Source organism: Pseudoalteromonas sp. S3178, assembly GCF_005886985.1.
Classification (GTDB): Bacteria; Pseudomonadota; Gammaproteobacteria; order Enterobacterales; family Alteromonadaceae; genus Pseudoalteromonas; species Pseudoalteromonas carrageenovora.
In genome coordinates this window covers 24,837-51,300 of record NZ_PNCW01000014.1, presented here as the reverse complement: position 1 = coordinate 51,300, position 26,464 = coordinate 24,837, and the positions used below count along the sequence as shown (strand labels likewise).

At 40.3% G+C, this 26,464-nt stretch carries 17 protein-coding genes; 15 read left to right on the top strand and 2 right to left on the bottom strand.

Annotated elements, in window-relative coordinates:
* Window positions 1-113 precede the first annotated feature (113 nt).
* From prpB to CWC11_RS03325, 7 genes are all read left to right on the top strand, one after another.
* Entirely contained in the window at window positions 114-992 is an 879-nt protein-coding gene (gene prpB, locus CWC11_RS03355; RefSeq protein ID WP_138681556.1) for a methylisocitrate lyase, read from the top strand.
* 42 nt (window positions 993-1,034) lie between these two features.
* Entirely contained in the window at window positions 1,035-2,162 is a 1,128-nt protein-coding gene (gene prpC / locus CWC11_RS03350) for a bifunctional 2-methylcitrate synthase/citrate synthase (RefSeq protein WP_138681555.1), read from the top strand.
* A gap of 118 nt (window positions 2,163-2,280) precedes the next feature.
* Window positions 2,281-4,890 carry a Fe/S-dependent 2-methylisocitrate dehydratase AcnD gene (gene acnD, locus CWC11_RS03345; protein WP_138681554.1) on the top strand — a complete coding sequence of 870 codons (2,610 nt, stop codon included), beginning with the start codon at window positions 2,281-2,283 and terminating at the stop codon, window positions 4,888-4,890.
* Between the two features lie 12 nt (window positions 4,891-4,902).
* On the top strand, window positions 4,903-6,069 hold the full coding sequence (gene prpF, locus CWC11_RS03340; RefSeq protein WP_138681553.1) for a 2-methylaconitate cis-trans isomerase PrpF: 1,167 nt from the start codon (window positions 4,903-4,905) through the stop codon (window positions 6,067-6,069).
* Between the two features lie 538 nt (window positions 6,070-6,607).
* Window positions 6,608-9,640: a coiled-coil domain-containing protein gene (locus CWC11_RS03335; protein WP_138681552.1), complete on the top strand. Its 3,033-nt coding sequence runs from the start codon at window positions 6,608-6,610 to the stop codon at window positions 9,638-9,640.
* Between the two features lie 63 nt (window positions 9,641-9,703).
* Window positions 9,704-10,795 (top strand): hypothetical protein, encoded by a 1,092-nt coding sequence (locus tag CWC11_RS03330; RefSeq protein WP_138681551.1) that lies wholly within the window; start codon window positions 9,704-9,706, stop codon window positions 10,793-10,795.
* A gap of 9 nt (window positions 10,796-10,804) precedes the next feature.
* Complete coding sequence (locus CWC11_RS03325) at window positions 10,805-12,688, top strand: hypothetical protein (RefSeq protein WP_138681550.1); 1,884 nt, start codon at window positions 10,805-10,807, stop codon at window positions 12,686-12,688.
* Window positions 12,689-12,761: 73 nt separating this feature from the next.
* Here CWC11_RS03325 and moeA read toward each other — a convergent pair whose 3' ends face one another.
* Window positions 12,762-13,979, bottom strand: coding sequence for a molybdopterin molybdotransferase MoeA (gene moeA / locus CWC11_RS03320; protein ID WP_138681549.1), 1,218 nt, complete (start codon window positions 13,977-13,979; stop codon window positions 12,762-12,764).
* A 46-nt stretch (window positions 13,980-14,025) separates the two neighbouring features.
* Here moeA and modA point away from each other — a divergent pair, with 46 nt between their 5' ends.
* Genes modA through CWC11_RS03305 form a run of 3 tightly spaced genes read left to right on the top strand, consistent with a single transcriptional unit; the run spans window position 14,026 to window position 16,472 of the window.
* The gene (gene modA / locus CWC11_RS03315; RefSeq protein WP_138681548.1) at window positions 14,026-14,778 is read left to right on the top strand and encodes a molybdate ABC transporter substrate-binding protein; all 753 of its coding nucleotides are present in this window, start codon (window positions 14,026-14,028) and stop codon (window positions 14,776-14,778) included.
* Window positions 14,765-15,442: a molybdate ABC transporter permease subunit gene (modB, locus tag CWC11_RS03310; RefSeq protein ID WP_138681547.1), complete on the top strand. Its 678-nt coding sequence runs from the start codon at window positions 14,765-14,767 to the stop codon at window positions 15,440-15,442. Before modA ends, modB begins: the two co-directional genes overlap by 14 nt.
* A 1-nt stretch (window position 15,443) precedes the next feature.
* On the top strand, window positions 15,444-16,472 hold the full coding sequence (locus CWC11_RS03305; protein WP_138681546.1) for an ATP-binding cassette domain-containing protein: 1,029 nt from the start codon (window positions 15,444-15,446) through the stop codon (window positions 16,470-16,472).
* Window positions 16,473-16,488: 16 nt separating this feature from the next.
* On the opposite strand, the gene CWC11_RS03300 is transcribed toward CWC11_RS03305, so the two are convergent.
* Window positions 16,489-17,247: a HesA/MoeB/ThiF family protein gene (locus tag CWC11_RS03300; protein ID WP_138681545.1), complete on the bottom strand. Its 759-nt coding sequence runs from the start codon at window positions 17,245-17,247 to the stop codon at window positions 16,489-16,491.
* 288 nt (window positions 17,248-17,535) lie between these two features.
* Between CWC11_RS03300 and CWC11_RS03295 the strand changes: the two genes are divergently transcribed.
* The 5 genes from CWC11_RS03295 (at window position 17,536) to CWC11_RS03275 (ending at window position 26,423) form a co-directional block, all read left to right on the top strand.
* Window positions 17,536-19,005: a NarK family nitrate/nitrite MFS transporter gene (locus CWC11_RS03295; RefSeq protein ID WP_138681544.1), complete on the top strand. Its 1,470-nt coding sequence runs from the start codon at window positions 17,536-17,538 to the stop codon at window positions 19,003-19,005.
* 9 nt (window positions 19,006-19,014) lie between these two features.
* Window positions 19,015-20,754 carry a bifunctional protein-serine/threonine kinase/phosphatase gene (locus CWC11_RS03290; RefSeq protein WP_138681543.1) on the top strand — a complete coding sequence of 580 codons (1,740 nt, stop codon included), beginning with the start codon at window positions 19,015-19,017 and terminating at the stop codon, window positions 20,752-20,754.
* 9 nt (window positions 20,755-20,763) lie between these two features.
* Complete coding sequence (locus CWC11_RS03285) at window positions 20,764-21,957, top strand: alginate export family protein (RefSeq protein ID WP_138681542.1); 1,194 nt, start codon at window positions 20,764-20,766, stop codon at window positions 21,955-21,957.
* Between the two features lie 227 nt (window positions 21,958-22,184).
* Window positions 22,185-23,711 (top strand): FAD-dependent oxidoreductase, encoded by a 1,527-nt coding sequence (locus CWC11_RS03280; protein ID WP_138681541.1) that lies wholly within the window; start codon window positions 22,185-22,187, stop codon window positions 23,709-23,711.
* A gap of 21 nt (window positions 23,712-23,732) precedes the next feature.
* Window positions 23,733-26,423, top strand: coding sequence for a nitrate reductase (locus CWC11_RS03275; RefSeq protein ID WP_138681540.1), 2,691 nt, complete (start codon window positions 23,733-23,735; stop codon window positions 26,421-26,423).
* The last annotated feature ends 41 nt before the right edge of the window (window positions 26,424-26,464 follow it).

Genomic DNA, 26,464 nt, shown 5'->3' with positions numbered 1-26,464 from the left:
CTAAAAGCTAAAAGCTAAAAACTAAAAACTAACAGAGCAGTAAAACAGTCACAATTTAAGATTAAAACTATAAGTTACTCCATGTAGCAACCGTTCAAAGTGAGGAGAAAGTAATGTCAGCAGGATTAAAATTTAAACAGGCTATTGCTAATAACCGTCCATTGCAGGTAGTGGGTACTATTAATGCGTACACAGCTATGATGGCAGAAAAAATGGGCCACCAAGCAATTTACCTCTCTGGTGCAGGTGTGGCTAATGCCTCTTTTGGTATGCCTGATTTAGGTATGACTAGCCTTGATAACGTACTTGAAGATATTCGCCGTATAACCGGTGCAAGCGATTTACCACTACTTGTAGATGCTGATACAGGGTGGGGTGGCGCGTTTAATATTGCTCGTACCGTTAAAGAAATGTCCAAAGCAGGCGCGGCGGGTTTTCATATTGAAGACCAAGTAGCGCAAAAGCGTTGTGGTCATCGCCCTAATAAAGAAATTGTAAGCCAAGGTGAAATGGTTGACCGCATCAAAGCGGCGGTTGATGCTAAAACCGATAGCGACTTTTACATAATGGCCCGCACCGATGCGTTTCAAAAAGAAGGCTTAAGTGCCGCGATTGACCGCGCAGCAGCATGTGTTGAAGCGGGCGCTGATGCTATTTTTGCAGAAGCAGTACACGACCTTGCTGATTACCAAGCATTTTCGAAAGCGATTAATGTACCAATTTTAGCTAACATTACAGAGTTTGGCCAAACGCCTATTTACACTAAAGAGCAGTTAAGCGAGGTAGGTGTTGAAATGGTGCTTTACCCGCTAAGTGCGTTTAGAGCTATGAATAAAGCCGCACTTAATGTGTACTCTGCGATTTTAAATGAAGGTTCTCAGCAAAGCCAAATTGAGAATATGCAAACACGCGCCGAGTTATACGATTTTTTAGATTATCACACATACGAAAACACACTTGATAACCTTTTTTCATCAAAATCTGACAAATAATAACTATTAAAATCACACACAAATTTAAGATAGGAGAAGATCATGGTAGATAAAGCATTAGGCGGTGCAGGCTTACGCGGCCAAGTAGCAGGGCAAACAGCATTATGTACAGTAGGGCAAACAGGCTCTGGTTTAACGTATTGTGGTTACGATATTAGCGAACTTGCCGAAAAAGCGCAGTTTGAAGAAGTGTCTTTTTTACTTTCGCGCGGCGAGCTACCCACAGCCAGTGAATTGGCTGAATATAAAGCTAAATTAAAAAGCTTACGTGGCCTGCCAGATGCACTAAAAACCGTGCTTGAAAATATTCCTAAAGACGCGCACCCAATGGATGTTATGCGTACCGGTTGCTCTATGCTGGGTAACCTAGAAATGGAACTTGATTTTAGCCAAGCAAACGATGCGATTGACCGTATGGTTGCAGTGTTCCCAAGCATTATTTGTTATTGGTACCGCTTTACACACGATGGCGTTCGCATTGAAACACAAACTGATAACGACTCAGTAGGCGCGCACTTTTTAAATTTATTACACGACAAAGTACCCAGTGAGTTATTTGCTCAAGTAATGAATGTGTCACTAATTTTATACGCGGAGCATGAGTTTAATGCCTCTACCTTTACAGGGCGCGTGTGTGCATCAACGCTTTCTGATATTCATTCTTGTGTAACCGGTGCAATTGGCACGCTACGCGGGCCACTTCATGGTGGTGCAAACGAAGCCGCTATGGATATGATTCAAAACTTTACAAGTGCAGAGCATGCCGAGCAAGAAGTTATGGGCATGTTAGAGCGTAAAGATAAAATAATGGGCTTTGGCCATGCAATTTACCGCGAATCAGACCCGCGTAACGTAATTATTAAAAAGTTCTCTGAAAAACTAGCGGCTGAGGTGGGCGATGATGTGCTTTACCCAGTGTCGGTTAGATGTGAAGAGGTTATGTGGCGCGAGAAAAAACTGTTTTGTAATGCCGATTTTTTCCATGCATCGGCATATCACTTTATGGATATTCCAACCAAATTGTTTACGCCAATATTTGTTATGAGCCGAGTTACAGGCTGGACTGCACATGTTAAAGAGCAGCGTGCTAATAACCGTATTATTCGCCCAAGTGCCGATTACACAGGGCCAGACGCACGCAGTTACACGCCAATTGAATCAAGAGGCTGATTAGTTACACATAATACCAATCCGTAATAATTATTAATTAATCGGATTGGTATAGGGTGAGCAACACGCTCACCTTTTTGCCTTTTTATTTCCCGTCACCTATTAGCGAACATGTATTATGACCATAATTAATAACACCCAATACCGAAAACCCTTGCCTGGCTCAAATGTAGATTACTACGACACGCAAGCTGCAGTAGATGCAATAAAGCCAGGCGCTTATGCCACATTGCCTTACACATCGCGTGTACTTGCCGAAAACTTAGTGCGCCGCTGTGAGCCTGCTATGCTAACCGATGCGCTTGATCAGCTTATTGAGCGAAAACAAGATTTAGATTTTCCGTGGTATCCGGCGCGCGTAGTGTGTCACGATATTTTAGGCCAAACTGCCTTGGTTGATTTAGCAGGCCTGCGCGACGCCATTGCTGCAAAAGGCGGGGATCCGGCAAAAGTGAATCCGGTAGTACCAACACAGCTAATTGTTGATCACTCATTAGCGGTTGAGCACGCAGGCTTTGAGCCCGACGCATTTGAAAAAAACCGTGCAATAGAAGATAGACGCAACGATGACCGTTTTCATTTTATAAACTGGACTAAAACCGCCTTTAAAAATATTGATGTTATTCCGCCTGGTAACGGCATTATGCATCAAATTAACCTTGAAAAAATGTCGCCTGTTATTCAAAACCGCGATGGCATAGCATTCCCCGATACATTAGTAGGTACCGACAGCCACACTCCGCATGTTGATGCACTTGGCGTAATTGCTGTCGGTGTTGGTGGGCTTGAGGCTGAAAGCGTAATGCTTGGCCGCGCCTCTTACATGCGCCTGCCTGACATTGTCGGTGTTGAGCTTACGGGCACTCGGCAGCCTGGCATTACTGCCACCGACATAGTGCTGGCTATTACCGAGTTTTTACGCGCTCAGCGTGTGGTTTCGACCTATTTAGAATTTTACGGTGAAGGCGCCGATGCACTCACCCTTGGCGATAGGGCAACTATTTCAAACATGACGCCAGAATTTGGTGCAACTGCGGCAATGTTTTATATAGACGATAAAACAATAGATTATTTGCGTTTAACAGGGCGTGATGAAGAGCAAATAGCGCTTGTAGAAAACTACGCTAAAACGACAGGCCTTTGGAGCGATAGTTTAAAAACCGCAAAGTATGAGCGTGTTTTGACCTTTGATTTATCAAGCGTTGGACGCAATATTGCTGGGCCTTCAAATCCGCATCGCCGTGTATCAACGAGCGATTTAGCAAAAGAAGGTATATCAGGCAAGGTTGAAAACGAGGAAGGCTTAATGCCAGATGGCGCGTGCATTATTGCCGCTATTACCAGTTGTACTAACACCAGTAACCCACGAAACGTGATTGCAGCAGGGCTTATTGCGCGTAACGCAAATGCCAAAGGCTTAATGCGTAAACCGTGGGTTAAAACCTCTCTAGCGCCTGGATCTAAAGCGGTGCAATCTTATCTTGAAGAGGCAAACTTACTCCCAGAGCTTGAAAAGCTCGGTTTTGGTATTGTGGGTTTTGCCTGTACTACCTGTAACGGCATGAGCGGCGCATTAGACCCTGTTATTCAAAAAGAAGTAATAGATCGCGATTTATACGCAACAGCGGTACTTTCGGGCAATCGTAACTTTGATGGGCGTATTCACCCCTATGCTAAGCAAGCGTTTTTAGCATCACCGCCATTAGTTGTGGCTTATGCTATTGCCGGTACTATTCGTTTTGATATTGAAAAAGATAGTTTAGGTCAAGATCAAAACGGCAACGATATAACGCTAAAAGATTTATGGCCAAGTGATGAAGAAATAGACGAAGTAATAAAACAAAGCGTCAAGCCAGAGCAATTTAAAAAAGTATACGAGCCTATGTTTAATTTAACCGTAGATTACGGTGAGGACAATGACCCACTTTATGAGTGGCGCGAGCAAAGTACGTATATTCGCCGCCCGCCATACTGGGAAGGCGCACTTGCAGGTGAGCGCACCATGATCGGCATGCGCGCTCTTGCTGTACTTGGCGATAACATTACAACGGATCATTTATCGCCATCAAACGCAATTATGGCAAGCAGTGCCGCAGGTGAATACTTAACTAAAATGAATGTCCCAGAAGAGGACTTTAACTCGTACGCAACACACCGAGGCGATCACTTAACAGCGCAGCGTGCCACGTTTGCGAACCCTAAATTGTTAAACGAAATGGTGCTTGATGAAAACGGCGAAGTTAAACAGGGTTCATACGCGCGTTTAGAGCCTCAAGGCACTAATACCCGTATGTGGGAAGCAATTGAAGCTTATATGCAGCGTAAACAGCCGCTAATAATTGTAGCGGGTGCCGATTATGGCCAAGGCTCATCTCGCGATTGGGCTGCAAAAGGTGTAAGGCTTGCAGGCGTTGAAGTGATAGCCGCAGAAGGCTTTGAGCGCATACACCGTACTAACTTAATTGGTATGGGTGTTTTACCGCTTGAATTTAAACCAGGTACTACCCGCAAAACGCTTAACATTGATGGCAGCGAAAGCTTTGATGTAAAAGGCGATCCAACACCTGGCGCGACCATTGATTTGGTGATTACGCGTAAAAATGGTGAGGTACTAACGGTACCTATGAAGTGCCGACTTGATACGCAAGAGGAGCTTTCTATTTATGCTGCTGGTGGTGTATTACAGCGTTTTGCACAAGACTTTTTAGAAGCAACGCAATCAGCATAAGGGGCGTGCATTATGTTTAAACCACAAATTAAAGTACCAGCAACTTACATGCGTGGCGGCACCAGTAAAGGCGTGTTTTTTAAATTAACCGATTTACCAAAACCTGCCCAAGTGGCAGGTGAGGAGCGCGATAATTTATTACTACGTGTTATAGGCAGCCCCGACCCATACGGCAAACAAACCGATGGAATGGGCGGTGCTACCTCAAGTACTAGTAAAACAGTTATTTTAAGTAAAAGTGAGCAACCTAACTACGATGTTGATTATTTATTTGGGCAAGTTGCCATTGATAAGCCGTTTGTAGATTGGAGCGGTAACTGCGGTAATTTAACTTCGGCTGTAGGCGCATTTGCAATAACGAATGGCTTAGTTGATAAAAATAGAGTGCCCGAAAACGGCGTTGCTATTGTGCGTGTGTGGCAAGCTAATATTAAAAAAAGTATTTTAGTTCATGTGCCTATGACCAATGGTGAAGTACAAGAAACCGGTGATTTTGAGCTCGACGGTGTTACCTTTGCTGCCGCCGAGGTAAAGCTTGAATTTTTAGACCCCGCAGACGGTGATGGCGCGTTATTTCCAACAGGTAACGTAGTGGATGAATTAGAAGTACCGGGCGTTGGCACTTTAAAAGCCTCCATGATCAACGCAGGTATTCCTACTGTATTTATTAATGCAAGTGATATTGGCTATACCGGCACTGAGCTACAAGATGACATAAATAATGATGTTGCCGCGCTTGAAAAGCTTGAAACTATTCGTGCCTATGGCGCAGTAAAAATGGGGTTAATTACTAATATTGACGAAGCACAAGCGCGCCAACATACACCTAAAGTGGCATTTGTTGCAGGGCCTTTAGACTACACTTCGTCGAGTAATAAGCATATTAGTGCAAACAGTATTAACTTATTAGTACGCGCTATGTCGATGGGCAAGCTTCACCATGCCATGATGGGTACAGCCGCAGTTGCTATTGGTACTGCCGCAGCCATAGAAGGTACGCTTGTAAATATAGCTGCTGGTGGCGGTGCATTAAATGAAGTTAACTTTGGTCACCCCTCGGGCACGTTAAAAGTAGGAGCCGAAGCTAAAAATATAAAGAGCGACTGGCAAGTTACCAAAGCAAGTATGAGCCGAAGTGCTCGTGTACTGATGGAAGGGGTTGTAAGAGTTCCCGAGTAACTGCATTTTAAACTTAGGTTACTTATATCTAGCAGCTAAATCGTTAGATATAAGTACAATTATAAAGTGCCTTGTTTAGCCGTAATTATAGTAAATATAAACGGACTGTTTATATTACACCATCCATAAATCCTCTAAAACCAATTCTTTATTACTAATAAAAGCTAAAGTGTCATTTTTTTTCGTGTATCTGCCGCATTTACTTGAAGAATATTATTAACAAACTAAATTAAATGTAATATTCGTTTAATAAAATGAATATATTGTTTAAATGGACGTAGGTTCTTTATGAGTTCCCATAGGTATTTGAATCCTAAAGGTGCTGATAAAGAAGTTATGTACCAGTTAAATCAAAAATACTTACTTAAAATGTATAAATATGTAGCAAAACCACATAGCTTAATGGTATTTTTAAAGTTCTAGTAACAAAGGTTATGAATGTGTGCTTGTTTATTGTTTTTGTAAACATAAAGCGTATGCATATCATTATCAACTAAACTAATTTTGATACTCATTCCAGGCTATCAAGGAGAAATAAATGGCAAAGCGTATGATCAAATTTACACCTATTGCAGCTTCAGTTGCACTTACTTTAGGCTTAACAGCATGTGGTACTGATAACGATAGAAACACCTATGTGCCACCTGTTGAATCTTTCTCAGCAACTGGAGAAGCTCAATTTAGTGTTGAAGTTACCGGTAAAGCAGTTAAAGGCGCAATGAAAGGTGCAGTTGTTTCAGTTACTACTTTAGATGACTCAGGCCAAAGTGTTCCTGTTGCTTTTCGCTCTGCGGCTTCAGCAGAAGCTGAAACATTTTCAGAAGAAGGCTTATCTCAAGATGCTGCTGATGCAGCTGTAGAAGCAAGTAAGCAAGCTTCAAACCCTGACGTAGTTACCGATGAAAGCGGTCGTTACAGCATCTATTTAGAAAGTGACTTTATTGGTCCTGTATATATTACAGTAAAAACATCTGCTGAAGGCGATGATAGCTTTTTACGCTGTGATGCTTATGTAGGTTGTGGTGATTACGATGAAGCTCCAGTAGCTGATGACGTAAACGACGGTGACACTAAAATTGAATTTGGTGAATGGTACAAAACAGACTTAGAACTATCTGTAGTAAAATATATCCCAGCGGTAGAAGCTGATACATCGGGCGCAAGTGGCATAGCTGGCGAAGAAAATGTTGATAGCTCTTATAAAGCTAATGCAACTTTCTTAACAACACTAGTAGCAAGTATTCTTATTGAATCTGGTGCTTCTATTGATGAAAGTGCAATTGCATCTGCAAGCCTTGATACTGTTATACAGGTACTAGGTCCTGATGCAGCACTATTATTATCATCTATTATTGGTGATTTATCTAACGGTGGCGCAGTTGATTTAAGTGAAGTAGACGGTGAAGAAGAGCTAAGCGAAGGTATTTTAGCTATTGCGCAGCTCTCATCTTCAATCCAAGGCTTGCCTTCAATTGCAGATGTAATGAGCAGCATTAAAGCTGGCATCCAATCAGGTCAGTTCAAAAATAACACTGATGAAGGTATTGCTGCAATTGCTACAATGTTACAAAGTGCTGTGACAAGCACTTCAAATGTTTTTGTTGCGATTGCTACAGGTAGTGAAGACGATATTAAAGCTGCATTAGAAGCCGCTTACGCTGCAAAAATTCCAGCGCCTAGCGCAGGTGAAATTGTTGCATTTGCAGCAAACTCAGCTGGTATTGCTAAAAAAGCAAAAGAAGCTAAAGATAAAGCAGTTAAAAATGGTGCAGCAACAGACGCTGGACTTGCCGCTGCTGCAGAAAAAGTTAAAAAAGCATTAGAAGTAATAGGCTGTACTGATGCAGGTTGTACTGTAGATGAAGATTTTTACGTTGCTTTAGCTGCTGCTTTAACAGCAGAGATAACAGCTTCTCAAACTTCACTTACAGCACTTGAAATGGATATTGATAGCGCTGAAAGCTCACTTGAAGATGTACAAGCAATGGGTGGTGACGCGCTTACTGCAGATAACGCAGCAGCATTTGTAAGTGCCGTTACGCTTCTTAAAAACGAAGCAGATACAGCTGGTTTATCTGTTAAAGCTGGTTCTATTTATGTTAAATCTCAAGGTTATGTAACTGCAGCAAATGCTTTAGTAGCAGAGAGTTCTGATTATCAACAAGTTCTTGACTCTGCAACATCACTAAATACTGATGCGCTAACAGCTGTTACTGATGCAGTGGCCTATGATGTTGCACTTGCTGCATTAGTTGTTGAAGCTGATGCCGCAATTGAAGAGTTTGATATTGAACTTGCTGCTGCTAAGTTAGTAGCAGAAGACACTGCTGATGTAGCTGACGTTAAAAAGACTGCTGCAGATATGGCTGAAGCTACTTCTACAAGCGCACTTGCTACAGCTGAAGATGCAATGGTAGATACAGCTGAAAATGCAACCGAAGCTCAAGAGCTTGCAATGACTGCTGTTGAAGCTGCTTCAGAATTTGCGGCTGCAGTTGATGCTCTAGAAATTGCTATTACTCAAGCACTTGCTGCTGCAAATGACTACTTAGAACTTGAAGGCGAAGGTGCTCAAGCAATGGTAGATGCATTAGTAGCAATGCAAACAGCTGCTGAGGCTCAAGGCGAATTAGCAAATGAGCAATTTGTAACAGCTTATAATTTACAAATTACTGCTGAAGAAGCGGTTGCTAAATTTGCAGTACTTACTTCAGTTAAAGCTACTTCTGAGTCGCTTTCAACAATGACTGTACTTACTAACACTGGTGGCCAAGCAGTTATTGATGCCGCTGATGTTTTAGCAGACGTTATTGATGAGCTAGCTGATATGGGTAACTCAGGTGAAGGCACTTCTACTCGTCAACCTGAGTGGGATTACAATTATAGTTTAGATGATTTAACGCTAGTTCTTACAAACGACACAACTGATGAAATGATCAGCGCTGCCGCATCTTACCAAGGTGAAAAATTAGTAGTTGCTTGGGGAGCTACACTTGTAGGCGGTGATGCTACTGTTGAGCTAATGACTGCAGACACTCAAGCTACTGCACTTCAAGACTGTGTTGATTTCTCTGCTGGTACTATTGATGAAACGCAGATTGATTCATGTTTAATCTTCACTTTTGATGGTGAAGTAGATGCTGACACCGTTGATGATGCAGAAATCGTTAACACTGAAACCTGGAACCACGTTGAAATTATGGACGGTGAGTCTGGTTTTGCGGGTATGTTAAATATAACTGCTAATGATGCTACTGATATGGGTACAGTTACCCTTGAAGGTATGTCTGGCGACCTAGACTTTAAAGTTATGGGCATGGTTGATAGCAGTGGTGATGAAGACGAAAGTACATTAGATGTTATGGTTAAAGGTGATACAGCAATGGGTTACACTTTATCTCTAACTGGTATGGAGTCTGAAGGTTACACAGGTGATGTGAAGGCAATGTACAATGGCGAAATGATGTCATTTGGTACTGCGACTAAAGTTACTAACGGTGTATCAATCACTTACATTGATGGTGATGTAGTGCCTTACACAGATGTAGATTTAATCGACGCAAGTAAGTAATTTAAAACTATAAAAGGGAAAAGCTGTGCGCTTTTCCCTTTTTTTATAGAAAGCGATTTTATTATGAAAAAAAAAATTCTCTTGTTAGGATTTTCGACAGCTCTTATTTCTCCTCTTGCATCCGCAGATAATCAATTTCAAATTTTTACCCACTTTGACGCAGAAATTTATACCGAGGCACAACCAGTACAAGCTTTTGTTGATGATTTTGACGCGCCACTTAAATCAGGTGATAGTGCATTTACCTACAATATATTTGAAGTAGGTGTTGGTTACGGAAATTTTAAAGTTGGTCTACAAAGTCGTTACGATTACGTACTTAATTTTGATCCTGATACTGCGCTATATACTCATACAGAAAAAAACGATTTAGCTTTTGAAGATAGGTTTTACACTTATTATTTAGATGCTAAACAAGCAACCTCTAACGGTGTTTTTGTATCGTATGACTTTAAATTTTTAGACAAAAATGCATTAACGATTACACCTAAACTATCTATTTTTGCCAGTTCTCACTTTCAAGATGCAACTGTAAATGGTCAAATTTACAGTGATGAAGTTGAAGGGACCGTAACCGTAGACTACAACTTTTCAAAAGACATTTTATTTAAAGAATTTACTCCCTCACAAAAACCAGAAGGTTTAGGCTACAGTTTGGATATTTTTGCTGATTGGCAAGTAAACGATGAGCTTCAAGTAGGGTTTAGCGTAAAAGATTTACTTTATAAAACAGGTTACGACGATAGTGGTTCAGTAAAAGGGCAAACAACCGAGATCCCTTTTAGAGAAGATGATAATGGCGATATTGTTACTCAACCAACGGTTTTATTACAAACGTCTGCTTATGGAAACACTCAATCACATGATTTAGAAATGGAAATGCGTTTACAAGCATTTGCTGATTATAGAATTAATGAGCGCTTTTCAACTCAGCTAACAATTAAACGCTACGATCAAGACACATTTAATCAATTAAAAGGGCGTATTCACTTTTGGGACCATTGGAAAGTCCAAGCTGGTTACGAAACAAAAAGTGAGGCTTTTTTGGTTGGTATAGAAAACGAGTATTTTGGTCTTAATTTACAAACTGATAGTTTAGATTTAGATAAAGCCTATTATGCAAATGTGAATTGGTATATGAACATTAAGTTTTAAGGAATGAAGATGCTAAAACAAATTTTACCTTTAGGGGTTGCTATCGCATTAGTCGGTTGTGGTGGGTCTTCATCTGATAGTGAAGATACTCAAAGTGTTGCCGTTACTGTTGCTTCAACATCTTCCACTGTAAATTTTTATGTTGCAAATTGGCAGCCTTCTCAAGGCACTTTAAATGTTATAAATAGTGATGGTGTTGTTCAAGAGTCGATTGCTGTAGACAATATTAATACCGCAAGCGTTAGTGTAGATCCACTTACCTTTAACAGCTTTGAATTTATTCCAGATGATAGCACTTTAACATGCCCTCGTTTTACAGGTTGTGGTAGAACTGTTCGTGGAGATATTAACGATTTAAACGAAAACCGCTTGATTGATTATCAAGAGCCAACCGCTGTCACTTTAAACTACAAAGCGAGCGCTTTTAGTGCACCGGGTGAAAATACAGTTTATTTATCGCCACTCAGTAAAGTGATTTCTGATCAAGGCTATAGTGCTGTTGCAGCAAGTTTAGCAGCAACTCCTTTTTATCATTTAACACACAGTAATTTAAGTGCAAGTGTTGAAGCTGAAATGGTAACTAATGCATTTACTTACGCTGCAATAATTGCCGGTGCTACAGATACAAGCTTTAGTGTTGAGAATGCATTTACTGACTTTGCTACCAAGCAAGAAGATCAGCAAGCATGGCAGGATTATAGCGAGTTGGCAGCGCAATACGTTACTGATAATTTATTTAGTGATCAAGGTAATGCGTTATTACAAAACGTTGCCGGTGAAGTGAAACAAACGATAGCAAGTGTAACTACCTACTCTAATTGGCAAGAACGAACACAAGTTACGCAAAGCTTAGATTCAAGAGAATTACTTGTTGATACTCGTAATATTATAGGTGTTACAAGGCTTCAAGAAAAAAGTTACTCAGATGAGCTTGATTCTAAATTTGAAGAGCTTGAGGGCGCTTTTGATGAAGATACTCAACAAACGCTTGATGCACTGATTAATTCACTAAACGAAGTTATTACTAATTATTCGCCATTAGCAGACGATTCGACACCAGCAGGGCAATATAAACTTCGAGATCTAGATATAGATTATAGTAAATCGCCTTATACTTGGACTATAACCGGTACATATGATGATTTACCTATTACTATAGATTTATCTATTCCGACATTTCGTGTGAGCGGCGTACTAGGTGATAAAATTGAAGGCGTAATGACTGCTTCAATTACAAATGGTGCAACGGTACTTAGCGTTGACGTTAGCGAGTTACTGATACAGTTTGATGGAATTGACGAAGTTAACGAGTTAAACCCAGATGCCGAGACAGGAATTGCTCAGTTAACTACTAATGTCATTATAACTAAAGCTGCGGGTCAGCTTGATGGTGATTTATCGCTAAGTTTAGAGCGCTTTGTAAACTCATTTGGTGAAGTATCAAACACATTATCAACGTTTGATTTTGTTGGTAATTACGAAAGCAGTATTCAAAATACAGATTTTCATATTACGGCTGTAGAAGCTTCACCGTTTATAGGTGAAGAAAATGACGATTTAGCATTTACCTTTGAGCTAGATTTTCCTTTAAGTGGTGCAAGTGATTTTAAATTTGCTTATGTAGGTGAAGCCGCAAACTTATCAGAGCTTACTTCAACAGATATTTTTGTGAGTGTACAAAATAGAGCTTTAGATCTTCGTATAAGAGATGTAAGTGGCAACCTTAATCTTATTGCTAAAGGTGAAAATGGCCGTTGGTTAGATGTAAAACAAAAAGGTCGTAACTACAGTGGAGGTCTATATTTTGGTGATACTAAAATTGCTGAAGTTACTGCTGTGAGAGGAATCCCAGGTGTATTATTTCCTAACGGTGATTTCGAATCATTATTTTAAGTAGTATTTAGAGATAACTTATAAACATAAAGCCCAACACTAGTTGGGCTTTTCGTTTATTGAAAAGGTGTTTTTACAAAAACTCAATACTTACCGTTTCACCTTTTGCAATGCTACCGCTTTGTGCGGGTACTACAATTAAGCAATTTGCTTTACTAAGTGACGAAAGTACGCCTGAGCCTTGTTTATTAAATGGCGTTACAAGCAAGTCACCTTGCTCATTTGTTGTAGCTGTAGCGCGTTGAAAGTCGGCTCTGCCAGGACGTTTTTTAACAACTGAGGTTGTAATAGCATTAAAACGCATTTTAGGAGTTACTTGCCCAAGTCCAGAGAGCTTTTGTAGTGCAGGCTCTACTAGTTGATTAAACGTTACTGCGGCTGATACGGGGTTACCTGGTAAGCCAAAAAAGTAGCTGTTGGGTAACTTACCAAAAGCAAAAGGTTTACCTGGCTTCATGGCTATTTTCCAAAAATGGATATTACCAATTTCATTTAATACTTCTTTAGTAAAGTCAGCTTCGCCAACAGATACACCACCTGAACTTATTACAGCATCTGCTTTTTCATCTGCACTTAAAAAAGCTTGAGTAATGAGCGCTTTATCATCGCTGATGATACCTAAATCAAGGACATCTATGTTTTGTTGCTGTAATGCACTAATTATTACGGCCCGGTTACTTTCATAAATAGCGCCTTTTATAAGGAGCTGTCCAGGCTCAATTAGCTCATCACCTGTAGAAAACACGGCGACTTTTAATTTGCGAGTGACATTTATTTTGGCAATACCTAAAGAGGCGAGTAAGCCTACATCAACGGCTTTAAGTTTATCGCCTGCATTTAAAATAACGTCATTTATTGCAATGTCTTCACCGGCAAAACGAATATTTTCATTAACGGCAGGCTGCGCAGTAAATGTGATTTGATCACCATCAACCGATGCGTTTTCTTGCATTACAACGCCATTAGCACCCGGTGCAATGGCTGCTCCCGTCATTATTCTTACGCACTGTCCGGGAGTAAGTGTGCCTTCAAACGTTTGCCCTGCAAATACGCTCCCTACTTGTGTATAGGTTAAGCTTTTATCTGAAATACAAACAGCATAGCCATCCATAGCAGAGTTATTGTGAGCAGGCACATTAATATTAGATTTAACATCACTGGCTAAAACCCGGCCAACACTTTGCATTATGGAGATGGTTTCATTGTGCGAAATTGCATTGATAGAGCTTAGTATGTTTTGAATTGCCGTTTCTATTGGTAATAAACCGGGTGCATTGCAAACATCGTTCATATATATTGCTTACTTAAATCATTTTATTTTTAAAACAATACTTATAATGTCAAAGCTTTACAATACATGGCTGGGTTATTTTTTGGTTGTATTTTGCGTGTTCTCAAGCACGTTAAGTGCAAAAGAAACATTGCATGTCGCAGTAGCAAGTAACTTTAAAACTGTCTTACAAACTTTACTGCAAGAATCTCCTTTACCCGGCGTACAAGTAAAAATATCAGCGGCTTCCAGCGGGGTTTTATATTCTCAAATTGTACATGGTGCGCCGTTTGATGTGTTTTTATCAGCAGATGATGTTCGCCCGCAAGCATTAATAAAAGAAGGGTTGGCGAGTCAAGGTAGCTTAGTTACCTACGCGTTAGGTGAGCTTGCATTGTGGCAGCCCAATGCTAATAAAGTAAACAATAAAATAGCCATTGCTAACCCTCGTTTTTCACCTTATGGTCGTGCATCGCAGTTTTATGCTAATGCCAACTTTAAAAAGCCAATAAGTTACGTATACGGCAATAACATTACGCAGGCCTTTCAGTTTGTACAAAGTGGCAATGTGTCAATTGGGCTGGTGGCGGTGTCTACGTTAAAAGCTGCGTATAGCAATACACAAAACCCTAAGTATTTAGATTATAAAGTGCTAGAGGCGAGTGAATACCCCGATATTATCCAACAAGGCGTTATTATAAAATCGACAAAAAAAATGGCTAGTGCAAGAAAGCTTATGGATTTTTTAATGACAAGTAGCACTCAACTTAAGCTTATTAAATTAGGATACAGATCAAAGGACAGCAATGCTTCAAAGTGATTTAACTGCGCTGTGGTTAACAATAAAACTGGCCTTTATAACCGCTATATTACTACTCGTTTTTTGCATTCCGGTTGCTTATAAATTAGCAGGCTACAAAGGTAAATTTAAACCTTTTTTAGAGGCATTAATTGCTATGCCTTTAGTATTACCACCCACTTTATTAGGTTTTTACTTATTGGTTATTTTTTCGCCAGCGCACGCTTTTGGGCAGTTTTGGTTTTGGTTAACGGGTACCCAGCTTGCTTTTAGTTTTCAAGGTGTGGTTATTGGTTCTCTTTTTTATTCTTTGCCATTTGTAATGCAACCTTTGGTTGCAGGTTTTAAACAAATAAATCAAACCTATAACGAGGCTGCAATAGCGCTTGGGCTTAGTCATTTTAAGCGTTTTGTGTATTTAATTTTACCATTACTAAAGCCTAGTATTGGTAGTGCGTTTGCCTTGGGGTTTGCTCATACACTCGGTGAATTTGGTTTGGTATTAATGATTGGCGGTAATATTCAAGGGCAAACACAAGTTGTTTCAATTGCTTTGTACGACCATGTTGAATCGCTAAATTACGCGGCTGCGCATCAGCTCTCTCTTATTTTATTGGCTATTTCATTTGCGTGTTTGGTGCTGTTATTTAAATTTAATAAAAGCATAGTGGGGGTTAAACAATAACATGATTAAATTAACCCTATTTAAAGCACTTAATAACTTTGATTTAGATATAAACCTGCAATTAGAGTCGTTTAATATTGCAGGTGTTTTTGGTCCGTCCGGATCAGGTAAGTCTACATTGCTGCGCTGTATTAGTGGCCTTGAAGGTAAGCAAAGTATTTATATTAATAATCAGCCTGTGCATCATTTACCTAGTGATAAACGCGGAGTAACACTGCAAGTGCAATCTTGTCCGTTATTTCCTCATTTAGATGTTGCCGGCAATTTAGCATTTACCCAAAAGCACTGCGCTAATAGGCAAACCGACTTATCTGAGCAAGAAGTTATTACAGCTCTTGAGCTACAACCACTCCTTACACGCAACGTGCAAAGTTTATCGGGCGGGGAGCGCCAACGGGTGGTGTTTGCACGCACATTGTTAGCAGGTCAAAAACTTATAATTTTAGATGAGCCGTTTAGTGCGCTCGACTGGCCACTTCGCTTTAAAACACTAACAACATTAAGTGAGTTAGCAGCTAAATTTAATATTAAATTTATAATAGTGAGCCACTCTTTAAAGGAGCTACTGTTTTGCTGCGACACTCTAATTCAGCTTGAAAAAGGTAAGGTGATAAACCAAGGAGCAAGTACGTTAGTTGCCAAGGCTATTTATGCTAATAATAAGCAAACACCACTGAGCTTACTTAATTATGACATTATTAAATTTGATGAAAAATACGCTGTTTATCACCTTCAAATAAAACAAAGTGAGCAGCAGTTATTTGTATCCCCAAGCGCAGTTGAGCAGGGCGGCAAGCTAATTATTGAAAGCGAACAAATATCAATTAGTGCTATAAAACCAATACTCACAGAGCATAGTAACATATTGGTTTGTATACTTATTAATGCTGAAATGATTGATAGCAATTGGCAGCTTACACTTAATGTTGATGGGCAAACATTGTATTGCTTACTTTCAGCAAGAGTATGGGATCAAAGTAATTACAAAGAGGGCGATACACTTTACGCCGCTATTCATAACCTAGAGTAAAAAATTAAAACGCGAGTTACTTACTACAGGTGGGACACTGGCTATTTTTAGGAATTTTAAAGCGGTTAAACTCCATGCTGAGCCCATCCACCAGCAATAAATGTTCACTTAAGCCGCTTGGTAAACCCGCAAGTATTTTTAGTGCCTCAGTTGCCTGAATACTGCCAATTAGCCCTACAATAGGGGAGAGCACGCCAGATTCAGAGCAGCTTTGTGTTTGTTCATTAAAAAACTGCGACAAGCACTCGTAGCAATGGCTGTGTTGTTTCATGGTAAAGCAGGCAACTTGGCCTTCCATTCTAATTGCAGAGCCTGAAACTAGCGGTATCTTAGCCTTATAACAGGCGCTATTGAGTAAATTACGTGTAGGCAAGTTATCAGAGCAATCAATGACTATATCAATATTACTTAATAGCTCGTCAAGCTTTGACTGATCATCTAAAAATGCATCGATTGTATGTATATCTATTTCATCATTTAAGCTAGTTAACTGCGCTTTAGCGGCGTGTGTTTTTAAGCTACCTACATCTGTTTTTTTGTAAAGCACCTGCCTTTGCAAGTTTGTAGCATCGACCAGATCGTTATCTACAAGCGTTAATGTTCCCACACCTGAGGCAGCTAAGTACTGTGCAACCGGGCAGCCTAAGCCACCTAAACCCACTATAAGCGCATGAGATTGCCATAGTTTTTCTTGTCCATCTATATCAAGTTGTACAAGCATAATGTGGCGAGAATAACGTAATTGCTGTTGATAAGTTAATGGCGGTTTTTGCATAAATGTACGCTCAAATTTTTTTGTAACAATACCAAGTAGTTAAAACCTAGAGCAAGTAAAGCTTTAAAAATCTTTGCACTGTTAACGCCCATCGTTGCTACTTAAATAGTGCAAAGCGAAATTATTATCAATAGCGAAAATTGTAACTTACTGAATTTGTTATTTATTAATTGTTGGCTTAGTAATTGCTGACTGTGGTTAACGTTAATTTAACAATTCGCATAGTATAAATGCTACCAAAGTAGTATGTACTATTTAAAACAATAATCGTTACAAGGAAAAAATAACATGCAACCGAGTACTGGGTTTAATCTCATATCGTTTAGCGGAAAAATGAAAATACTTCACTTAAGCTGGATGGTGTTTTTTATCTCATTTTTTGTATGGTTTAACCATGCGCCATTATTGGGTGCTATTGCAGGTTCGCTTGGCATCACTATGGCTCAAGTTAAAACACTGCTTATATTAAATGTTGCCTTAACTATTCCTGCTCGTGTCGTGGTTGGTATGCTTACCGATAAATTTGGTCCACGTATTGTGTACGCAGCACTACTTATTGTGTGTAGTATTCCGTGTTTTATGTTTGCCCTTGCAACAACGTTTGAGCAAGCAGCTATCGCCCGTTTTGCACTTGGCTTTATTGGTGCGGGTTTTGTTGTTGGTATTCGTATGGTGAGCGAATGGTTCCCGGCAAACGAGTTAGGTACAGCCGAAGGTATTTACGGAGGCTGGGGTAACTTTGGCTCTGCAGCAGCCGCTATGCTACTACCAATATTAGCGCTTATGTTTGGTGGCGAAGATGGCTGGCGTTATGCGGTCGGTGTAACAGGCGTACTAAGTGTAATATTTGGTATTATTTGGTACATAAACGTAACTGATACGCCTAAAGGCGGTACATACTTCAAGCCTAAAAAAGTAGGGGCAATGGAAGTAACCAGTAAAGGCGACTTTGTACTACTGCTTATAATGAAACTACCTATGTACGGTGCTTTAGCGCTACTTACCTGGAAGCTTTCTCCTACTGGCGCAAATTTACTTTCTGAAAATTTTGTAATGGGTACATACGTGTTTTTAGTACTGCTTTATATTTACGAAGTGTATAAAACCTTTGATATAAACGGCCATATTTTTAAACAACCTGTTCCAGAATCACACCGTTACGACTTTAAGCAAGTGGCTGTTTTAAATATTCTTTATTTTACAACATTTGGCTCAGAGCTCGCCGTTGTATCTATGCTGCCATTATTTTTTATGGAAGTATTTGGCCTTGATATGGTGTACGCAGGCTTACTTGCATCAGCCTATGCATTTATGAACTTAGCCTCTCGTCCTGGTGGTGGTTGGATCTCAGATAGAATGGGTCGTCGTAAAACGCTTATTGTACTTACCACAGGCTTAGCTGTAGGTTATTTTGTTATGGGCTTAGTTGACGCTAGCTGGCCGCTTTGGCTTGCAGTTGCAGCTGCCATGGCGTGTTCGTTTTTTGTGCAAGCAGGGGAAGGTGCTGTATTTGCGGCTGTGCCACTTATTAAACGCCGTTTAACTGGGCAAATTGCAGGTATGACGGGAGCTTACGGTAATGTAGGGGCTGTTGTATATTTAACGGCGCTCTCATTAGTTGATTACCAAACATTCTTTATGATTATCGCTGCCAGTGCATTGTTAGGTTTAGGTGCATTATTTTTCATGAAAGAACCAGATGGCCACATCACTGAAGTAAACGAAGATGGCACCGTTGAACTTATTTCTGTGACTTAAGGCAACCTTATGTTTGATGAAACCCAAAAAGCCAGCGCACTTACAAACGAACTTAACGTTGAGTTTGGTGGGCACAGTAGCAAAGGTATAAAAACCGAAAACCAAGATGCGTTTGCTGCTCTTAATACTCAAGCGCAAGAAAAAGAGTCAAAAGGGGTTATTGCCTGCTTGGCCGATGGGTGCTCATCAGCAAAAAATGCTAAACAAGCGTCACAGTTATCGGTAACGCACTTTATAAATGAGTATTTAAATACACCGCCAAGTTGGGCCGTTAAAAAGTCGGTATCTAAGGTATTGGCCAGTTTAAATCAGTGGCTGTATTCGCAATCGGTTAACTACAATCACCTTGGCCAGCGCCAAGCAGATTGGATGACCACGTTTACAGCGCTTATTTTAAAATCGGCCACGGGTTATATTTTTCATTTAGGTGATACCCGAATTACGCGTTTACGTGCAAAAAGTATGGAGGCGATAACACGCGACCATAAAGTAAACGATACCCTAACGCGAGCTTTAGGCGCACAACTACATCAAGAAATTGATGTATACGAAGTTGAACTTAAAGCTGATGATATTTATATACTTACCTGCGATGGTGTACACGATGTGTTGCCATACAGTGATATACAAAAGCTAATTGATGAGCATACTAATTTAGAGCACGCATCAAAAGCAGTGACAGAGCTTGCCATAGCAAGAGGCAGTGATGACAACGTAAGCTGCTTACTTGTAAAAGTGAATAGTATTGCAAAACAAAATTTAGACGAGTTATATCACTCTTTAACTCGGCGAAAAATTCCGCCACCGTTAAAGGTTGGCCAAAAAATTGATGACTTTACTGTTATCCGTGAATTACACGCTAGTAGCCGCTCGCACATTTATTTAGTACAAAAAACACCCGATACGCCTCCTGTTGTATTAAAAGCGCCTTCGGTAAATTTTGAAGACGATGTGCACTACCTTCAAGGCTTTATAAGAGAAGGCTGGGTGGGGCAACGTATTAATCATCCCAATGTAATGAAGGTTTTAAATACGCAATCGCAAAGCCGATTTTTATATCATATTTGCGAATACATGGACGGGCAAACACTGAGTGATTGGAAGCATGATGTGCCGCATCCAGAAATTACCCAAGTGCGCAGTATTATTGAACAAATAGTACAAGCACTTAGAGCGTTTCAGCGTTTGGATATGGTGCATCGCGATTTAAAACTCGATAACGTGATGATAGACGCTCACGGCAAAGTAACATTAATCGATTATGGCACGGTAAGTGTTGCGGCTATGGATGAGTCGGTAAAGCAAATTGCTGATGATTGCCCGCAAGGTACGGTAGATTATACCGCACCAGAGACGCTTATTACTATGCACGCCGATTTTAAGAGTGATTTATTTTCGCTAGGCGTTGTTGCGTATGAATTATTATGTTCAAAATTGCCGTATCAGCCACTCGCGCATAATCACGTACCAAAAGATTACAGTCACTGGCAATACACAAGTATTCGTAAACACAGAGCAGATATCCCGTTTTGGTTAGATCAGGCTTTAATGAAAGCATTGGCTCCCAAACCCGAATTTAGATACCACGCATTTTCTGAATTTATAAGTGATATCAATAAACCTAATCCATATTTAAAAAGTACCGCCCCGAAAGACTCAATAATGAAACGCGATCCGGTTTTAGTCTGGAAAAGTATTTCGTTGTGTTTGTTTATAGCCTTGGTGTGTGTACTCATAATTAAAAATTAAGAGATAAACATGTTCAATCATAAAAAAAACTTACCTATTATTTTTATACTAGGTAGCTTAACTGCGCCTTCAATAAGTCAAGCGGCGCAAACCGATCTTAACTTTAGACTGCGTTTTGAAAGCGCAGAGCAAGATAACGCGTTAAAAGATGCAAGTAGCTTAACGCTACGTACACGCCTTACCCATAAAACAGATGAAGTGAATGGTTTTTCTGCACTTATTGAAGTTGAAGACAGCCGAAGCGTGTTAGGTGTAGACGATTACAACAATACACTGGGTAAAAATACCAATTACTCAGTAATAGCCGACCCAGAAACCACAGAAGTAGACCAAGGTTTTATAAAATACGCGAAAGATGCTTTATCAATTAAAGTGGGTAGGCAAGTAATAGCGCTTGATGGACAACGATTTGTGGGCCACGTTGGCTTTAGGCAAGACAGACAGACTTTTGATGCTGCAACAGTAAATTACACGTTTAATGATATTAACTTGCACTATAGCTACATAAGCAAGCGCAACCGTATATTTGCTGATAGCAAAGATATTGATTCATCAGATCACCTGATCAATGCAAGTTTTAAAACAAGCGTAGGTAAGGTGGTTTTATACAGTTATTTATTAAGTAACGACGCAGTAGATGATGACAGCTTAGATACCTATGGTGTTTCTTTTAATGGTAATAAAACGCTCAGCGATATTAAATTTTACTACAAAGCAGAGTACGCCACGCAATCTGCATCAACTAGCATGAGTGATTTTGACGCAGATTATTATGCGTTTGCAGGCGGTATTGATTTAGGCGGTTTAGGCATTGAAACCGTTACATTAAAAGCCGGTATTGAGTCTCTGGGTTCTGATAATGGCGATTATGGTTTTGCTACGCCGCTTGCCACAATGCATAAATTTAATGGTTGGGCTGATACGTTTTTAGCAACTCCTGCACAAGGACTTGATGACACTTATATAAGCTTAAATGGTAAAGCCTTTGACGGTAAATGGTTAGTGGCGTATCACAACTTTGATGCAAACGACAGCGTCAATGGGGTTGATGATTTAGGCTCGGAGCTTAATGTGCAATACGTTAAGCCTATTAATAAAACCTATGCCGTAGGCGCTAAATATGCTGATTATTCAGCAGGCGATAGCGCGGCAGGCAAAGTCGATACCCAAAAGCTATGGGTGTGGGTAAGCGCTAAATTTTAAGTATTTAACCTGAACTCTGGTTATTTAATCTAAAGCGTTACAAGTTGGTGCAATAGCGCCAGCTTGTGGTGCTTTCACTTCTTTTTTACTGCACCAATTTGGTTAAGTTACTGAAATATATTATTTATATATCTGGCTTGCATATTGCTATAACAACTACATAACAAATTATACGTTTGAAGTATTAATCTATGCATTTAGTACTTTAAATCAAACAGGTGATTTTAATGCCAAGCAAGCAGCGTGTTGTCGTCGTAGGAAACGGAATGGTCGGGCATCATTTTGTACAGCAGCTAGTATCGCAACAAGGTGATAGCAAAAATGTTGATATTACAGTACTCAGTGGTGAAGACCGCCTCGCTTATGACCGCGTTCAGCTCTCGTCATTTTTTAAAGGCAAAACCGAAGAAGATTTAGCACTTACCTGCAGTAAAACCTATCAAGATTGGCAAGTTAGTTTTCATACTCATTCTAAAGTGGTTGATATAAACCGTGATGCAAAAACGGTGACTACCTCAAAAGGCGAATCATTTGCGTACGACAAGCTAATACTGGCGACAGGCTCATTTGCATTTGTGCCACCCATTCCAGGTAAAGATCGTGAGCATTGCCTAGTTTACAGAACCATTAACGATTTACACGCTATAAAAAAATCAGCACAAGGTAGTAAAGTCGGTGTGGTTATTGGTGGCGGTTTATTAGGGCTAGAAGCTGCAAATGCGTTAAAACAGCTTGGTTTACAAACCCATGTAATAGAATTTGCGCCACAACTTATGGGCGTACAAATAGATGGTGCTGGTGGGCGGTTACTAAAAAATAAAATTACCGAGCTCGGCGTTACAGTGCATACCTCAGTGGCTACAGAGCAAATTATTGAAGGTGAAAACAGCCGTTATAAAATGTGCTTTAAGGGGGGGCAAACCCTAAAAACCGACATGATTGTATTTTCAGCCGGTATTCGCCCATATGATAATTTAGCTCGCGAGTTTAATTTAGAATTAGGTGAGCGCGGCGGCATTGTAATAAACAACCATTGCCAAACGAGTGATAAAAACATATACGCAATAGGCGAATGCGCCCTTTGGAATAACTTTATTTTTGGCCTTGTAGCACCGGGCTACGCTATGGCAAAAGTAGCGGCGGGGCATGTTTTAAAACAGCTTTCTTCAAGTACAGCTTCAAACACACCTTTAAGCAACTATTCAAACAATACTGATGAATTTAGCGGTGCTGATATGAGCACCAAGCTTAAATTAATGGGTGTTGAAGTGGGCTCAATTGGTGATGCCCATGCACGCAGTGAAGGCGCAATTAGCTATTACTTTGAAGATCAGCCAAACGGTATTTACAAAAAAGTAGTCACTAATGAGCAAGGCAACAAACTTATAGGTGCTGTACTTGTTGGCGATACCAGCGAATACGATAACTTATTGCAGTATCACTTAAATAGTATAGAGCTTAGTGTGCCCGCAGAGTCTTTAATAATGCCGCTTGCAGGAGATACTGGTGAGCTAAGCGCTGATGATTTACCAAGTGATGCCATTATTTGTGCGTGCCACAAGGTTACAAAACACACCATTGAACACGCTGTTATGCAAGGCTCTAGAGATTTAAGTGATGTGCAGCAAGTCACTAAAGCAAGTACTGGCTGTGGAGGCTGTGAAAAATTAGTGCAAAGCGTTATTAGTAGTGCACTTAATAATAAAATAGCCACCCTTATCCCTGTAGATGAACCTGTATCACAGAGCGCTTAACGCTAACAATATGAGAGCAGTATGGAAACTTTAAACACTTGTTCAAACACGCCTTTGCTTAAACAAACTACCTGCGCTTATTGTGGTGTAGGGTGCGGGGTTGATATTTCATTATTAAATAATACCCCAACAAAACTTGAAGGCACGCGCGAGCACCCCGCTAATTTTGGCCGTTTGTGTGTTAAAGGCACGCATTTGCTTGATACCACCGGCAGTGATAACCGCTTAACATCCCCCCTTATTGATAATGAGCCTGCCAGTTGGGATGCTGCAACAAAATATGTTGCTAATAGATTTAACGCCATTATTAAAGAGCATGGGCCGGAATCGGTTGCGTTTTATGTATCGGGGCAGTTACTCACCGAGGATTACTACGTTGCCAATAAATTAATGAAAGGCTACATAGGCTCAGGCAATATAGATACAAACTCAAGGCTGTGTATGTCATCGGCGGTTGCCGGTTATAAACGTGCTTTTGGTGAGGACGTAGTACCATGCACTTACGAAGATTTAGAGCAAACTGAGCTACTTATTTTAATTGGCTCGAATGCAGCTTGGACTCACCCGGTGCTTTACCAACGTATGGAGCGCGCAAAAAAGCTTAATCCAAACATGAAAGTAGTGGTTATCGACCCGCGAAAAACCGATACAGCCGAACTTGCCGATACCTTTTTAAATATAAAACCAGGCAGCGACGGGGCTCTTTATAACGGCTTACTTAATTATTTAAGTGAACATAACTATTTAGATACGCAATTTATTAACGAGCATACAAATGACTTTGAAACAGCGCTTGCAGAGGCTAAAAAGTGGAGTGTAAAAGCGGTAAGTGACTTTTGTGATATCGACGCACAGTTAGTCAGTGACTTTTACGCCTTATTTGCAAAAAGTCCAACCGCTATTAGTTTTTATTCAATGGGTATTAACCAATCAAGCTCAGGGGTTGATAAATGTAATGCCATCATAAATGCGCATTTAGCGTCAGGTAAATTGTTAAAACCTGGCTGTGGCCCGTTTTCAATAACTGGGCAACCTAATGCAATGGGTGGGCGTGAAGTAGGTGGCTTAGCAAATCAATTAGCAGCACATTTAGACATTGAAAACGAAGCGCATCAACAGTTAGTGCAGCGTTTTTGGCAATCACCAACAATAGCTAAAAAAGCAGGGTGTAATGCTATTGATATGTATGATGAAATCGCCAAAGGTAAAATAAAAGCTATTTGGGTAATGGCAACCAACCCTATGGTGAGCCTACCTAATAACGCAGCAATACAAAATGCACTTGAGCAATGTGAGCTGGTGGTTGTGTCTGACTGTATTGCCAAAAGTGATACGCTAAAATTTGCTAATGTGGCGTTTCCATCAACTGGATGGGGCGAAAAAAACGGCACAGTGACTAACTCAGAACGCAGGATATCAAGGCAACGCCCGCTAGTTGAGCCTTTCTCAGGGGCTAAAAACGATTGGCAAATAATGTGTTTAGTTGCCCAAAAAATGGGCTTTGAAGGATTTGATTTTACAGACCCAAGTGGCATTTTTGAAGAATGGGCACAACTTACTGATTTTGAAAATAGCGGTGAGAGGCTCTTAAATTTATCAGCGTTAGTGGGGCTTTCGCAGCAGCAATACGATAACTTAAAACCCGTTATGTGGCCGGTACTAAAAAATGAGCCATATAAAAACGGGCAGGTTTTTGCTAATAAACAATTTAGCACCGCAGATAAAAAAGCCCGCTTTATACCTATAACGCCCAAGCTTCCTGTGCAGCAAACATCAAGCGATTACCCTTTTGTAATGAACTCAGGGCGAATACGCGACCAATGGCATACAATGAGCCGCACCGGAAAAAGTACAGCGCTTTCTACTCATATAACCCGCCCATACATTGAAATAAACCCCATTGATGCCAGCAGACTAAATATAAAAGCAAACGATTTAATAACTGCCAATGCTAAAACTGGGCAGGTTACAGCTCATGCAAAAGTAACGGATGCCGTGCGTAAAGGCGAGTGTTTTATGCCTATTCACTGGAACAAGCAATTTGCCTCATCCGCTACGGTAAGTGGGCTTTATCAATCGGTTGTTGACCCTATTTCGGGCCAAGCTGAATGCAAACATGGTGCCGTTGATTTAGTTAAAGCGCAGTATGCTCAGTACATGCAAATTTTTAGCAAAACAGAGCTTAAAATAACCAGTGATTTTTGGCTTAAAGTTAACGCAAGTAATTGTGTTAACTACCAATTAGCACTTAATGAGGCACAAAATGACTTACTTTATTATTGCCAAACACTGACAGGGTTACAAGGGCAGTGGTCGGCAATGGGCAGTGCAAAAGCAATGCATATTCAATGTATTCAAAACGAGCAGTTAGTGTTTGTTGCGGTTGTTTCGTCAGCTCAAAAAGACATATCACTTGAGTGGATAAACCATTTATTTGCAGAGACTTTAATATCCTTTAGCCAATTACAGTCATTGCTGTATGCCACCCCCGATGAAGAGTTTACCCAAGGCGCACAAGTATGTAGCTGCTTTAAAGTACGTGAGCAGCCCATTATAAATGCCGTTAAAAGTGGTGCAAATACAGTGGATCAGTTGGGGGCTAAATTAAAATGCGGCACTAACTGTGGTTCGTGTAAAACGCAGTTAAGCCAATTAATAAAGCAACATGGTACAAAAAACGCTAACAGTATTGATGTTGCGGTTGTCATTTAAAGTGCTCTTTAGAAAAAATAACATAAACACCAAGGAAGCAT

What these genes read in the sequence shown, in the direction of transcription:
- CWC11_RS03285 (WP_138681542.1), top strand. Translation starts at nt 20,764, where the DNA reads ATGTTCAATCATAAAAAAAACTTACCTATTATTTTTATACTAGGTAGC.
- acnD (WP_138681554.1), top strand. Translation starts at nt 2,281, where the DNA reads ATGACCATAATTAATAACACCCAATACCGAAAACCCTTGCCTGGCTCA.
- modA (WP_138681548.1), top strand. Translation starts at nt 14,026, where the DNA reads ATGTCAAAGCTTTACAATACATGGCTGGGTTATTTTTTGGTTGTATTT.
- CWC11_RS03305 (WP_138681546.1), top strand. Translation starts at nt 15,444, where the DNA reads ATGATTAAATTAACCCTATTTAAAGCACTTAATAACTTTGATTTAGAT.
- CWC11_RS03275 (WP_138681540.1), top strand. Translation starts at nt 23,733, where the DNA reads ATGGAAACTTTAAACACTTGTTCAAACACGCCTTTGCTTAAACAAACT.
- CWC11_RS03300 (WP_138681545.1), bottom strand. Translation starts at nt 17,247, where the DNA reads ATGCAAAAACCGCCATTAACTTATCAACAGCAATTACGTTATTCTCGC.
- CWC11_RS03280 (WP_138681541.1), top strand. Translation starts at nt 22,185, where the DNA reads ATGCCAAGCAAGCAGCGTGTTGTCGTCGTAGGAAACGGAATGGTCGGG.
- prpC (WP_138681555.1), top strand. Translation starts at nt 1,035, where the DNA reads ATGGTAGATAAAGCATTAGGCGGTGCAGGCTTACGCGGCCAAGTAGCA.
- modB (WP_138681547.1), top strand. Translation starts at nt 14,765, where the DNA reads ATGCTTCAAAGTGATTTAACTGCGCTGTGGTTAACAATAAAACTGGCC.
- CWC11_RS03325 (WP_138681550.1), top strand. Translation starts at nt 10,805, where the DNA reads ATGCTAAAACAAATTTTACCTTTAGGGGTTGCTATCGCATTAGTCGGT.
- prpB (WP_138681556.1), top strand. Translation starts at nt 114, where the DNA reads ATGTCAGCAGGATTAAAATTTAAACAGGCTATTGCTAATAACCGTCCA.
- prpF (WP_138681553.1), top strand. Translation starts at nt 4,903, where the DNA reads ATGTTTAAACCACAAATTAAAGTACCAGCAACTTACATGCGTGGCGGC.
- CWC11_RS03335 (WP_138681552.1), top strand. Translation starts at nt 6,608, where the DNA reads ATGGCAAAGCGTATGATCAAATTTACACCTATTGCAGCTTCAGTTGCA.
- moeA (WP_138681549.1), bottom strand. Translation starts at nt 13,979, where the DNA reads ATGAACGATGTTTGCAATGCACCCGGTTTATTACCAATAGAAACGGCA.
- CWC11_RS03330 (WP_138681551.1), top strand. Translation starts at nt 9,704, where the DNA reads ATGAAAAAAAAAATTCTCTTGTTAGGATTTTCGACAGCTCTTATTTCT.
- CWC11_RS03290 (WP_138681543.1), top strand. Translation starts at nt 19,015, where the DNA reads ATGTTTGATGAAACCCAAAAAGCCAGCGCACTTACAAACGAACTTAAC.
- CWC11_RS03295 (WP_138681544.1), top strand. Translation starts at nt 17,536, where the DNA reads ATGCAACCGAGTACTGGGTTTAATCTCATATCGTTTAGCGGAAAAATG.